The organism is Actinomadura opuntiae (genome assembly GCF_030283205.1).
Lineage (GTDB): Bacteria > Actinomycetota > Actinomycetes > Streptosporangiales > Streptosporangiaceae > Spirillospora.
Window position 1 is genome coordinate 59737 of the sequence record NZ_JASNWF010000003.1, and the last position, 12442, is coordinate 72178.

Below are 12442 nucleotides of genomic sequence, written 5' to 3' on the forward strand. Positions count from 1 at the left end.
TCTGGGAACGTTCTCGGCCCTGCCGAGACCTGCGCGAAGGCGGATCGATGGCGGACACTCTCAGCGTCCGGGCCCTCAACCGGGCCACGCTGGCACGGCAGTTGCTGCTCGCGCGGGAACGCGTCCCCGTCGGCGAGGCCGTCGGGCGGCTGTTCGGGATGCAGGCGCAGGAGCCCAAGCCGCCGTTCGTCGGGCTCTGGACGCGCCTGGACGGCTTCCAGGCGTCCGACCTGCACGCGGCCCTGCACGACCGGACGCTCGTCCGCGCCACCATGATGCGCGCGACCCTGCACCTGATGACCGCGTCCGACTACCTCGCGTTCCGGACGCCGATGCAGCCGATGCTGGACGGGGCGATGCGCGTCCTGGGCGACCGGGCCGAGGGCCTCGACCTCGACGAGGTCGTCCCGGCGGCGCGCGCCCTGCTCGATGAGAAGCCGCGCACGTTCAACGAGGTCCGGGCCCTGCTTCAGGAGCGGTTCCCGGACGTCAACGACCGCGCGCTCGGCTATGCGGTGCGCATGTGCGTGCCGCTGGTCATGGTCCCGACCGAAGACAGGTGGGGTTTCCCGCGATCCGCCGAGTTCGCCTCCGCGGGCGGCTGGCTGGGCGCCGACCCGGACACCGGCACCGCCGCCGACGACCTCGTCCTGCGCTACCTGGCGGCGTACGGGCCCGCGTCCGCAGCCGACGCGCAGGCCTGGTCGGGTCTGACCACGGTGGGCGAGGCCCTGGAGCGGCTGCGTCCGGACCTGGCCGTCTTCACCGACGACAAGGGCCGGGAGCTCTTCGACCTGCCCGATGCGCCCCGCCCGGGCGAGGACGTCCCGGCTCCGGCGCGGTTCCTGCCCGAGTTCGACAGCCTCGTCCTCGCGCACGCCGACCGCAGGCGCGTCATCGCCGACGCGCACCGCCCGTCGCTCACCACGAAGAACCTCCGGGTGCGCGCCGTCTTCCTGCACGACGGGTTCGCCCGCGGCATCTGGGAGACCGAGTACAAGCGCCGGATCGCCACCCTGCGGCTGCGCCCCTTCGAGCCCCTCTCCCCTGCCGCCCTCGACGACCTGACCGCCGAGGGAGAGGCTCTGCTGCGCTTCCTCGAACCCGCGGCCAAGGAGACGGTGGTGGCCGTCGCCGAGGCCTGACCGCCGGTCAGGCGATCGTCCGGCCGAGGCCCTCCCAGTAGGGCGCGCGCAGGTCCTTCTTGAGGATCTTTCCGCTGGGGTTGCGCGGCAGGGCCTCCACGAAGTCGACCGAGCGCGGGCGCTTGAAGCCGGCCAGCCGCTCGCGGGCGTACGCGATGACCTCGTCCTCGGTGAGCGCGGCGCCCGGCGCCGGCACGACGACGGCCTTGACCGTCTCGCCCCAGCGCTCGTCGGGCACGCCGATGACCGCGACGTCGGCGATGGCGGGATGGGCGGCGAGGACCTCCTCGACCTCGATCGGGTACACGTTCTCGGCGCCCGTGACGATCATGTCCTTGATCCGGTCGGTGAGGAACAGGTACCCCTCGGCGTCGAGGTAGCCGGCGTCGCCGGTGCGCAGCCAGCCGTCCCCGGCCAGCAGGCGGGCCGTCTCCTCCGGCCGGTTCCAGTAGCCGGGGGTGTTCTGCGGCGAGCGGATCACCACCTCGCCGACCTCCCCCGGCGCGCGCTCGGCGTCCCCGCCGGGCTCGACGATCCTCACCTCGACCCAGTCGTAGGGACGGCCGGCCGAGCGCATCAGGTGGGCGCGCGGGCCGTCCGGGTCGTGGTCCTCGGGGTCCAGCTGGACGATCGCACCGGTCGTCTCGGTCATCCCGTACAGCTGGAACAGCGGGGCCCGGAACGTCTCCAGCGAGCGGCGCAGGACCTCGGTGGTGATCGGCGAGGCGCCGTAGGTGATGGCGCGCAGCGCCGAGTAGTCGCGCTCCGCGGCGCCGGGCACCTGGCACATGAACTGCAGTACCGCCGGGACGATGAACGCGTTGCTGATCCGCTCGCGCTCGAAGGTGTCGACCAGCGCGGCCGGATCGATGTCGCGGACCAGCACCTGGCGGCATCCGGCGTACAGTCCGGCCAGCGCCCAGCCGGTGCCGCCGATGTGGAACAGCGGCATCGGCACCAGGCTCACCGACGAGGCGTCCAGCCGCCAGCGCCGCGCCATCCGCTCGCCCACCTCGAAGTTGGCGTTGCTGAGCTGCACGCCCTTGGGCACGCCGGTCGTGCCGGAGGTGTAGAGCTGCACGACGATGTCGCCGGGCTCGCCGACGAATCCGGGGTCGTCGGCGGGGTGGTCCGCCAGCCAGGTCTCGAAGCCCTCGCCGGTCACCACGACCCGCCCGGGGAGCCCGTCCGCGAGGGCGGCGAACTCGGCGTCCACCACGGTCACCGGGGCCTGCGCGTCCGCGACGACGGCGGCGATCTCGGCGGGGGTCAGCCGCCAGTTCACCGGCGCCGTCACCGCGCCGATCTTCGCGGCGCCGAACAGCAGGTCGAAGAACTCGGGCGCGTTCTTGCCCACGTAGGCGACCCGCGATCCGGCGCCGAGCCCGGCGGCCAGCAGGGCGCGGGCGGCGCGGCTGGAGCGCTCGTCCAGCTCGGCGTAGCTGATCGTCCTGCCGTCCCCGGTGAGGGCGGGGGCCGAGCCCCGGTCCCGGGCGTGGTCGCGGACGATGGACACGACGCGGTAGTCCACTCCGAGCCCCTTCCGAATCGCATTCGGTTCCGTGTGCCCGACCCTATCGACCGGATCCGCCCGCGCGAAAGCGGTCACTCGCCCCACGAGGGGCCATGACGCTATGCCCGTACGCGGCTCCGAATAGTGATCAATCCGATACCTCTACTGATTGAAAGATCCACCAAACGGGCGCAAGCTGTCTCCGACGTCTGGAACGCCCCGCCCGTTCCTTCCGGACCGACCGCCGACAGGACACGACCATGTTCGAGATCTGGGAGACGAGTGAGCCGGCGCGGCTCATCAGTGACGCGGGGAGCCTGAAGGTGGCATTGGAGAAGGTCGACACCATGTGCCGGCTCCGGCACGACCAGGCGGTCGCGCACGTCGGCGAGACCGGCGAGGGCTACCACTTCGAGATCAGGGACCACGACGGCCGGGCCCTCGCCCGGCTGAGCTACGTCCCCGACACCACCCGTGCCTACCAGAGCGTCGTGGTGGAGGAGATGCGCGGCGAGGAGCCGCGGAGGTAGCGCGCGCCGCCGTCGCGGCACGTCCCGTCCCGTCAGCTGGAAAGTCTCGTTTCGCACGGATGTCCACGCACGGGCACCCGCCCGTGCGTGGCAGTATGCGTCGTGGTCAGGTGACGGAGCCTCGGACGACGGGAGTACCGGTGCGGAAGGCGTGGTGGCGGCCACGGCAGGCTGGCTCATCTTCCGAGACGGCGCCCGGCGGACCTCAGCCGTCGCTCGCGGACGAGGCCGAGGCGCTGACGTCCCACGCGGTCGCCGCACTGGCACGGGCCGACGACGCCGGGTTCCGGCTCCTCGTGGCCGAGCTGGCCGACCGCCCCGACGTGCCGGGCTGGGCCCGGGCGACCGCCCGCTGCCTCGCCGCGCGGTTGCGGCGCGGCGTCACTCTCGCCTGGGACCGCGGCTGGCAGCCCGCCGACGTCGTCCGGTACGCGGGCCGCCGCCGTACCGCCAGGCACGGCAGGCTGGCCACCGACGCGATCGCCGCGGAGATGCGCGCCTATTCCGCGGCCACCGTCGCCGCGCAGTGGCGTGACCAGCTGAGCGTCCTCGGCGCCGAGGTGTGGTGGGAGAACGACGACGATCACCCGGACGCCTGGTGCGAGCGCGAGGGCGTCGGCCGCACGGAGTTCGTCGCCTGCGCCGTCGAGCTACTCCAGCTGCTGGAAAGCCTGCCGAGGTTGGCGAGCATCGGCCCGCCGCCGGGGACGCCGCTGCGGGAGACGCCCGTCCGGGACGGGTTCGAAGGCGTCGACCAGCGGATGCTCGGCAAGGTCAGAGCCCTCCTGGCGAAGGCGGAATCGACCGAGTTCCCGGAGGAGGCGGAGGCGCTCAGCGCGCGCGCCCAGGAACTCATCGCGCGGCACAGCATCGACCGCGCCCTGCTGGCCGCGGAGACGGGCGACCCCGGCGGACCTGCGGGCCGCCGCGTCGCGGTGGACAACCCTTACGACGCGCCCAAAGCGGTGCTGCTCACCGTGGTGGCCGAAGCGAACCGGTGCCGTGCCGTATGGCACAGGGAACTCGGGTTCTCCACGGTCCTGGGATTCCCCGCCGACCTCGCGGCGGTCGAAATGCTGTTCACGTCGCTGCTCGTGCAGGCGACCGCGGCGATGGTGCACGCCGGGCCGCGGCGCGACGCGCGCGGGCGGTCACGGACGCGTTCGTTCCGCCACGCGTTCCTCAACGCCTACGCGGCGAGGATCGGGGAGCGCCTCCGGGACGCGGCCGGTGAGGCGACGCACCGGGCGGCCGCCGACACCGGCGGGAAGGACCTGCTTCCCGTGCTGGCGGCGCGCGATCTGGCCGTCGAGAGGGCCGTCGACGCGATGTTCCCCAACCTGGCCAAGGGCCGGGCGGGGTCGGTGTCCAACTACGAGGGCTGGGTCGCCGGCCGCGCGGCGGCCGACCTCGCCAGCCTGAACGGGCGCTCGGAGGTTTCCGAAACGTCCGGCCGGTCCTAGCGCGCGGGGTCCCCCCGGGGGGCGAGGGGGACGTCCGGCCATGCCTTCCGTTCCGTGCGTTGGTGCTCGGCTGCGTGGTGCCTCGGGAGCGGGGTCAGCCCTTCTTGCGCCGGGTGTTGCCGCCGCGGCCGCGCAGCGGGACGCCCGCCTCCTTCAGGACGTTGTAGATGAACCCGTAGGACCGGCCGGTCTCGGCCGCCAGGTCGCGGATGCTCTCGCCGCCCGCGTAGCGGGGCGCGAGCTCCGCGGCGAGCTGCGTGCGTTCGGCACCGGTGACGCGGGTGCCCCTCGACAGCGTTCGGGTCACGGGGACCTCCTGTTTCCAGAGCTGGGCCGCGGGACCGTCCCCGCAGCTCACAGCAGTGTTGATCTACCCAACGTACACATTCCCCCTGAATCCGCCCCTGATGCGGCACCGATAGGTGCGAAAACGGCCGAACCTGGTCTTTTCCGTGGTCAACGGCGTGTCGGAACTAGACAGACGGTCCCCGGACCGCCTTCGCCTGCGCGTTCCGCAGGATCATGGGAGTGAGCGGACTGCGGACCGGAACCGCGCCGACCGGTCCCGCCCCCGTGGCGGCGACCTGAAGCGCGGTCACTTTCACGCCCTCCGCCTGCGGGACGACCGGCTGCTTCTCATCGGCGACGGCCGTCTGCTGGGACGCGGCCTCGCGGGCGGACAGGTCGGAGCGGTGCAGCCGGTGCCTCGGCGGCTCGAAGGGGAACAGCGAGGTCTCGTCCAGCCCGTCGACCAGGAGCAGTTCGCCGGGTTCGAGCAGCCGCCAGCCGGGCTGGTCGTCCATCGGCTCGCTGGCGATCACCACGGCGGGCACCGGACCGTCCGCCCCGGCGGCGTCCCCGGGCCCGCTCGCCCCGCCCTTGCCGGGCGACAGCACCCACAGCTCGTTGCTCTCGGGGTAGCGCAGCGCCCACAGCCGCCCCGCCTCGGCGATCAGCAGGTTGACCGCGAACACCGGCAGCTCGGCGCCGATCCGCCGCACCGCCTCGATGATCCCGGCGGTGGTGTCGCCGCGCCGCCGGATCTCCGCGGTCACGTAGGCGAACACGAGCTCGGAGTCGGTCTCGCCCGCCACGTGCGCCCGCTCGACGTCGGTCAGCCACGTCCGGAGCGTGTCCAGCCCCTTCACCACGCCGTTGTGCGCGAACAAGCGGTCGTTCATGACGAACGGATGGCAGTTGTGCACGGTGAGGCCGCCGACCGACGCGTCGCGCACGTGGGAGACGAACGTGTGGGACGGGACGTTGCGGGCGTGCAGGTCGAAATCGGCGTTCTCGAAAGCGGCCAGGGGCGCCCGGTCGCGCACGGGCTCACCGCCGAGCGAGAACCAGCCGAGGCCGGCGCCGTGCGGCATCCGGTGGCTCTGCGCCCGCAGGCTGGACGGCGCGTCCAGCAGCCAGTGGGCCGCCCGCACGCGGGGTCCGCCCGTGCTCATCCCGAACAGTCGGCACATGCCGTTCGCCTTTCGATAATCGGAAGTGATCTCGCGCCCCGGGTCCCCGGCCGGCCGCGCGGAAAGAAGATCATAACTACGAGTGATGGAGATTTTACCCAACGTCGCATCGGGCGTCCGGCGATTCACGCCAGTCGGTCGCGGATCCGCGCTCGATACGGCGGATCCGGGGGCAGGGGCCTGCGAGGCTCACCCGGCCGCGGCACACCACCGGATCACGGATCGGCAGTCGACGGTGGCCGCCGGTCATCGATTTTACGCGGTGCTTCCCATGCGTTGACCTGGTTATCCACAGAACACGGTTCGACTTCCGTGTGTTCCGGCCGGGCCGCAGGCTGGTGGGCGTCCGGCACCCGCCAGCGAGGAGAAACCATGATCGCCTTCCCGGTTCCCGCCACCACGACGTCCCGGTTCGCCGTTGCCGCCGAGCGCATCCCGCACGACCTCACCGGCCTGCTCCGCGGCGCGGACGGCCCCTACGCCGCGCACATCGCCGGCCGCCTCGGGTCACCGCACTTGGAGGTCGTCCGCGAGGACGAGACCGGCCTCCGCTGGGACCCGGCCCGGATCACGGCGCCCCGCCCCGAGGACCGCCGCCGCGAACGCGCCTTCCAGGACGCCCCGGAGTTCGCCGTCATCACCGCCTGCGCCCCGATCACCGACCAGCCCCGCGCCGTGCAGGTCGCCCGCGCCGCCGCATTCCACCTGGCCGCCGAGACCGGCGGCGTCGCCGCCGACCTCGTCACCGGCCACGTCCTGACGCCACCCGCCGAGGAACGGGCCCGCTTCGTGCTCGCCGACCAATGGCTGGGCGACGTGCTGCCGCCCTTCCGTGCCAACGGCCGCTGCACCGCCCCCGATCCCGACCGCGACCCCGAGGGCGTGAACGGCTGCTGCTGCGTCCGCCTGCGCACCCGCGGCCTGCGCCGGTTCGGCCTGCCCGAGCTGCAGATCAGCGACGTCGCGTGCCCGCACGACCTGGCCGCCCTCAACGTCCTGCGCACCGCCGCCCGCCGCCTGCTGACCGACCACTGGTCCTGGCTGCTCACCGGCCCCGCCGACCGCACCCGCGCGCTCGACGAGGCCCTCTCCCTCACCGAGTCCGACTTCAGCGACTTCTGGGGCACCGCCCGCCGCGTCCACCTCGTCCCCCCGAACCCCTTCGAGGTCCGCCTGACCCTCCTCACCTCCCGCCTCCTCGCCGTGGCCCCGCCCGACGACGTTCCCGGAACGGTCAACGACTGGCTCTGCGGCGACACCCTCCCGCTCGGCATCTACGACGTCATCCACTCCCCCGCCGACCCCCCACGCTCCCAAGCCGCCTAACCCGACCCCCAACCTCCGCACCAGGCGAGCCCACGCAGCAGTCGCGCCACGCCAACAAACCGGCGCGGCGCCCCACCTACAGATCGGTGAACCCCCACCCGACAACCAACCGCCTCGACCGCCACCGCCCACCCGCAAGCCCAGCCCACCACCACGCACCACAGCCGCGACCGAATCAGTGCCGACTCAACCCGTGCTGCTCTCGCAAGGAAGCGTGGTCACGGGCACGGCCAGCACCGGGAGCCTCACCTCGGCGGCCATGCGCAGAGCTTTCGATCTCTCTCCTTGCCGCGTCAGTGGACGCCGACTCCAGGCATCACCCTTTTGCGTGGACGACCCCCGCGGAGCTGCGTCCTGACGCGTTGACCGGGGCGCAGCGCCCCTTCCGCGGCGGGCATTCCGCGGCCGCCCTGCGCCCCAGGTCCTGCGCTCGTCGGGCATCTCGTTGGCGGCGGCTCTTGCAGGCGGAACGTCGTGATGGGTGTCACTTCCGGCGGCAGCACGCGTCGCCCATCGCGACATGGACATGCGAGTGGCTTGGCCTTGGTTGCACTGTCGGCGTGGACGACGCGCATGTCTTGGCGGGGACTCGGCGGCGTCGGGGTTGGGACGGTCAGAGCTTATGGGCGTTCATGACGATTATTTCGGTGTGGAGCGGATGAACCTTACTTCTCGGCTGGCATAGGTGAGCTTTGCCGGTCGTCAAGTGTGGCTGCCCGCCGGGCGCCGGATGACGGGGGGCATTTCGGGATGATTATGGACGTCGACCTCATATTCACGGGGCGATGGTGGGACGATCGGTCGATCGAGTGCGAGCAATGGTCAACGCTCCGTAGCCGAATTGACTACGATCGGCATTCTGACGGTGACCAACGCGATCCCCCGGGGCGAAGATGACCCGTTTCCTGGCAGATCCCAGGAAGACTGACATATTCGGCGAAATCGTCCGCTGCACCTGCGGGCTGCTCACCTGCACCGCGGTGGCGGGCGCGATCTCCTTCAGCGCGGTGCCGGCCGACGCGGCGCCGGGACCGCGGCCGGAGCCGCGAAGATCAGCGCCGGCTTCCTGCCGGCACAGCCTCGTCAACGGCGACTGGTACACCAGGTATCTGTGCAGGGAGGCCTGGCTGGCCATGTACGGCCCTCGGAAGAGGACGGCGGGCCACCGGGACGACGCCGCCCGGAGGCGAGGGCGGTTCGAGCGGAGCCCGAGGACCGGACGCCGGCGGCCCGCGCCGCCGAAACCGCCCGACCGGCCGAGTCCCCGTCCGGCGCAGCAAGTTCCGTCCGGCGTGGCTCAGGCGCCGGTTCCGACGCCGGTTCCGACCACGACCACGTGGGGCGCCGGCGACGCGCAGACCGCTGTGCGCCTGCGGGAACAGGCCGATGACGAACCTCAGGCTCGGCCGGTGCAGCCGGTGCTGCTGCTCGGCCTGCTCCTTCCGGCGGCCGCTGCGATCTGCTATCCGTTCCGGCACCGGATCTATGCGGCGGCCACCGCGGGGATGCCCGTGCTCGCCACCTCCACCAGCGACTCGGACCCACAGCCCGCCCCGTTCATCTACCGGCCCTCCCTCGACCCGTTCGCGGTGCCGGTGCTGGGCCTGGCGGGCAGCGGCGCGGTCGACAGCGCGCGGGTGCTCGCCCTCTCCGCCCTCGACGAGCACGGGGACGGCTCCCTGGTCGTGATCCCCCGCCCCGATGCGACCAGGCTCTTCGGTCTCGCCGAAGACGAACTCCTCGACGACAACGCCGCGGGTCTGTTCATTCCGGGCAACCTCGACGCCGCACTGGCCTATCTGGAAACCGAGTTGGCAATCCGGCGGAACACCGGCGGGACGCCCGACCGCCGCCTCCTGCTGGTCGCCGACTGCGCCGAGGAGGCCGCGCGGATCGCCGCGCTGCTCGACCACCATCCCGGCGGACTGTCCGCGGTGCTTCTCGGGCCGTGGACGGGCGCCCGGGCCGTGGTGGACGACGACGGCCAGGTCGATGCGCCTCGCGGGCTGGGGGCCCATCTCCCCGGACGACTTCCGGCCATGTCCCGGACCGAAGCCCGCGACCGACTCCACGCCGCCCTCGCCCGCCAGACCAAGGACAGGAGGCGCCCGCCAGGCCGTCGCTCCGGCCCACGCCGTACCTGACCGCCCACCCGCTCGTCACCCCAGGAGATCGCCGCCAGCGAGAATCGTTGCCCGCGAGATCGCCAATGCGCTGTCGCGTCACCCAAGACCACGACGCCTACAGCGAGCTTGCGGACCAGCGCCCGACGGGCCGCCGCTCCGGCACACGCCGTACCTGACCGCCCACCCGCTCATCACGCCAGGAGGTCGCCGCCGGCGAGAACGCCACCGCGCTGTCACAGCGCCCAAGGCCGCGACACCTAGAGCGAGATTGCACGGGCCAACGCCTGCCGGGCCGCCACTCCCGCCCACGCCCACACCGCACGTGACTGCCCACCTGTTCGTCGGGCCAGGAGTCGTCGCCGGCGAGAACGCCACCGCGCTGTCACGGCACCCCAAGGCCGCGACATGTGGAGCGAGTTTGTGGGCCGGCGTCTCCGCTCGCGGTGAGCGTTACCGCTCATGCTTTCGTCGTCTTGGGATAGGTACGGCGCCTTCTGCGTTCGGCGCACGGGTGGCTCGCCGCGTGTGACCGCCCGTCCGTGCGTCGTTTCGTGACACATGCAAGGCCGCTACCTGTGGAAACGCAGCCCTGCGGAGGGTTTGTCCCTCTGGTTCGGGCCTGTGGTGCCGGCGCGGGTCGCCGAGTTGAGTGGTGGCATGCGTTTTCGGTGCTGCGGGCTGCCTCGGCGGCGTGGGCGGCGTTCTCATCCGGGTTCCTGCTCGTGTTTGGCGGTTTCGGCTCGGGTTCCCGCCAGGCCGCGGATCGCGCGGGCGAGGACGGCCGGGTCCGGGGGTTCGTCGGCGGCCCGGTCGACGTAGGCGGTGCAGCGCAGCAGCCAGCCGCGCACGACGTCCTCCATGTCGGTCTCCGCCCGTCTCGCCTTGGCCAAGGCCCTGCGGCGCTTCTCCTCTCGGACCTCCTGCGCGAGTCCCTCATCGGCGGCCAGGGCGCGGATGTCGGCGAGGGCGTAGCGCCCGAACCGGTCCGTCGGCAGGGCCCGTTCTCCGGCGATGCGGTCGAAGGTCTTCCTGGGCCAGCCCAGAATGGTCACCGCCCCGCTGGCCTCGACAGTGTCGAACAACGGGCCCTTGCGGGCCGCGACGACCTCGCGGACCTCCTCGGGATCGAGGGCGTCGATGTCGCGCAGGAGGTAGAGCGGATGTCCGCGGAAGCCTCCGATGACCTCCAGATGCCCGCGGGCCACCAGCACCTCGATGTCACGGCGCTCGACGTCGAGGCCGGTGCGTCCGGCGAGCCGGGCGGCGGCGCGGACCGCGCCGATCGGCGGCTCGCCGCCGAACCGCGCGACCACCTGGGCGCGGCGCTGCGCGCATTCCTCGACGAGCCCGGCGGACCACCGTTCGCCGTCGAGGTCGGGTTCGGGGAGCAGGCCGTGCTCCCGGCCGAGTCGCAGTTGCCATCGGGCCAACCCGAGCCGGACGGCGAGCTGGTTCGCTGCGAGGTCTCCGTCAAAGGTCTGTGCGGGCATGGTGGTGCCTTTCTGTCGCGCCGGAATGTGACGCGCACCAGCCTCACCCATGCCGCCCGCCGGCAGTAGTGGAACGCAATTCTGTGGATAAGACTCGAACAGTCGCGGCTAATGTCCCAATTTGCGGCTTCAGAAGGCGCAGGGAAGCGACTTGATCCCGTTGATGAAGCTCGTGCGCTGCCGAACCGGAGCAGAGGTGGCGTGCAGACCGGGAAGGCGCGTGTAGAGCTCGCGGAGCAGGACTGTGACCTCGCGGCGTGCGAGATGCGCGCCGAGGCAGAAGTGCGGCCCGGGCGCCCCGAACCCGACATGGGGGTTCGGCGAGCGCGTGATGTCGAACGCGTGCGGGTTCTCGAACACGGCCTCGTCACGGTTGGCCGAGTTGTAGTAGAGCACCACCCGTTCCCCGGACCGGTACGTGTGGCCGTGTAGTTCGTAGTCCCGGGAGAGGGTGCGGCGCATCCACGTCACCGGCGTCGCGTACCGGACGACCTCTTCGACCGCGCCCGGTAAGCGGCCCTCGACGTCGGCGAGGAGAAGCGCACGCTGGTCCGGGTGGTCGGTGAGCAGCACCAGCGCATGCGACAGCGCGTTGCGCGTCGTCTCGTTCCCCGCGACGACCAGCAAGGTGAAGAAACGGGCCAGTTCCACCGCCGTGAGCGACTCGCCGTCCACGTTCGCGTGCGTCAACGCGGTCACGAGATCGTCCGCGGGCTGGTCGCGGCGCAGCCGCCCCAGATCGCCCATGAGCTCGTGGAGGTGGCCGAACTTCTCGCGCAACATGGTGACGCGGTCCTCACCGGCCGGGCCGACGTAGTCAGGGTCGCCTATCGCCAGGATCATGTTCGTGGCGTCGATGACGCCGTCGTACTCCGAGTCCGGGATGCCCATCATCGAGCAGATGATCCGCAGCGGCATCGGCATCGCGACGTGTTCGACGAAGTCGCAGGCGCCCCGCTCGGCCAGTTCGTCGACGATGCGGCGGGCGAGGACGGCGACGTCCCCGGTGAACCGCTCGACCATGCGCGGGGTGAACGAACGGGACACGATCCGCCGCAGCCGCGCGTGCCGGGGGTCGTCGAGGCTGATCATCGAACCCGAGTACTCGGCGATCTCCTGTGGCGGGTCCACGAGGCTGACCGCCGTGGGCTCGGAGCTGAACACCTCGGGATGACGGCTGGCCTCGGCGACCTGCCCGTACCGCGTCAGTGCGTAGAAGCCGGGCTCGTCCGACAGGGGGCAGAAGACGGGATCCGCGGCGGATCGCAGGCCCGCGAAGACCTCGTCGCGCTCCTGCTGGGTCTTCGCCCAGAAGTCAAGGCTGGACAGTCGGGTCTCGACAAGGGAGGGCATCGACCAAGGCCGCCTTCCGCCAGG

11 protein-coding genes are annotated in these 12442 nt (G+C 71.9%); 5 read left to right on the forward strand and 6 right to left on the reverse strand.

The features are described 5' to 3' along the window. The first annotated feature begins 47 nt into the window (after positions 1–47). On the forward strand, positions 48–1145 hold the full coding sequence (locus tag QP089_RS06565) for a winged helix DNA-binding domain-containing protein (RefSeq protein ID WP_285910426.1): 1098 nt from the start codon (positions 48–50) through the stop codon (positions 1143–1145). A 7-nt stretch (positions 1146–1152) separates the two neighbouring features. Here QP089_RS06565 and QP089_RS06570 read toward each other — a convergent pair whose 3' ends face one another. Next, positions 1153–2676, reverse strand: coding sequence for a long-chain-fatty-acid--CoA ligase (locus QP089_RS06570; RefSeq protein ID WP_285910427.1), 1524 nt, complete (start codon positions 2674–2676; stop codon positions 1153–1155). A 242-nt stretch (positions 2677–2918) separates the two neighbouring features. Between QP089_RS06570 and QP089_RS06575 the strand changes: the two genes are divergently transcribed. Further along, positions 2919–3188, forward strand: coding sequence for a hypothetical protein (locus QP089_RS06575; RefSeq protein ID WP_285910428.1), 270 nt, complete (start codon positions 2919–2921; stop codon positions 3186–3188). 140 nt (positions 3189–3328) lie between these two features. Beyond that, positions 3329–4651: a DUF2786 domain-containing protein gene (locus QP089_RS06580; RefSeq protein WP_285910429.1), complete on the forward strand. Its 1323-nt coding sequence runs from the start codon at positions 3329–3331 to the stop codon at positions 4649–4651. A gap of 94 nt (positions 4652–4745) precedes the next feature. On the opposite strand, the gene QP089_RS06585 is transcribed toward QP089_RS06580, so the two are convergent. Together QP089_RS06585 and QP089_RS06590 are read right to left on the reverse strand one after the other, a co-directional pair. Beyond that, positions 4746–4958, reverse strand: a complete 213-nt coding sequence (locus tag QP089_RS06585; protein WP_285910430.1) for a helix-turn-helix domain-containing protein — start codon at positions 4956–4958, stop codon at positions 4746–4748. Between the two features lie 166 nt (positions 4959–5124). Beyond that, on the reverse strand, positions 5125–6123 hold the full coding sequence (locus QP089_RS06590) for a class II glutamine amidotransferase (RefSeq protein ID WP_285910431.1): 999 nt from the start codon (positions 6121–6123) through the stop codon (positions 5125–5127). Positions 6124–6495: 372 nt separating this feature from the next. Here QP089_RS06590 and QP089_RS06595 point away from each other — a divergent pair, with 372 nt between their 5' ends. Beyond that, positions 6496–7449, forward strand: a complete 954-nt coding sequence (locus tag QP089_RS06595) for a hypothetical protein (protein WP_285910432.1) — start codon at positions 6496–6498, stop codon at positions 7447–7449. Positions 7450–8224: 775 nt separating this feature from the next. Here the strand turns inward: QP089_RS06595 and QP089_RS06600 are convergent. Further along, positions 8225–8584, reverse strand: a complete 360-nt coding sequence (locus tag QP089_RS06600; RefSeq protein WP_285910433.1) for a hypothetical protein — start codon at positions 8582–8584, stop codon at positions 8225–8227. 274 nt (positions 8585–8858) lie between these two features. Here QP089_RS06600 and QP089_RS06605 point away from each other — a divergent pair, with 274 nt between their 5' ends. Next, positions 8859–9593 carry a hypothetical protein gene (locus QP089_RS06605; protein WP_285910434.1) on the forward strand — a complete coding sequence of 245 codons (735 nt, stop codon included), beginning with the start codon at positions 8859–8861 and terminating at the stop codon, positions 9591–9593. Positions 9594–10279: 686 nt separating this feature from the next. Here the strand turns inward: QP089_RS06605 and QP089_RS06610 are convergent. Next, positions 10280–11065 (reverse strand): hypothetical protein, encoded by a 786-nt coding sequence (locus QP089_RS06610; RefSeq protein ID WP_285910435.1) that lies wholly within the window; start codon positions 11063–11065, stop codon positions 10280–10282. A gap of 129 nt (positions 11066–11194) precedes the next feature. Then, positions 11195–12418, reverse strand: a complete 1224-nt coding sequence (locus QP089_RS06615) for a cytochrome P450 (protein ID WP_285910436.1) — start codon at positions 12416–12418, stop codon at positions 11195–11197. Positions 12419–12442 lie beyond the last annotated feature (24 nt).

What these genes read in the sequence shown, in the direction of transcription:
- QP089_RS06565 (WP_285910426.1), top strand. Translation starts at nt 48, where the DNA reads ATGGCGGACACTCTCAGCGTCCGGGCCCTCAACCGGGCCACGCTGGCA.
- QP089_RS06575 (WP_285910428.1), top strand. Translation starts at nt 2,919, where the DNA reads ATGTTCGAGATCTGGGAGACGAGTGAGCCGGCGCGGCTCATCAGTGAC.
- QP089_RS06590 (WP_285910431.1), bottom strand. Translation starts at nt 6,123, where the DNA reads ATGTGCCGACTGTTCGGGATGAGCACGGGCGGACCCCGCGTGCGGGCG.
- QP089_RS06595 (WP_285910432.1), top strand. Translation starts at nt 6,496, where the DNA reads ATGATCGCCTTCCCGGTTCCCGCCACCACGACGTCCCGGTTCGCCGTT.
- QP089_RS06600 (WP_285910433.1), bottom strand. Translation starts at nt 8,584, where the DNA reads ATGGCCAGCCAGGCCTCCCTGCACAGATACCTGGTGTACCAGTCGCCG.
- QP089_RS06610 (WP_285910435.1), bottom strand. Translation starts at nt 11,065, where the DNA reads ATGCCCGCACAGACCTTTGACGGAGACCTCGCAGCGAACCAGCTCGCC.
- QP089_RS06615 (WP_285910436.1), bottom strand. Translation starts at nt 12,418, where the DNA reads ATGCCCTCCCTTGTCGAGACCCGACTGTCCAGCCTTGACTTCTGGGCG.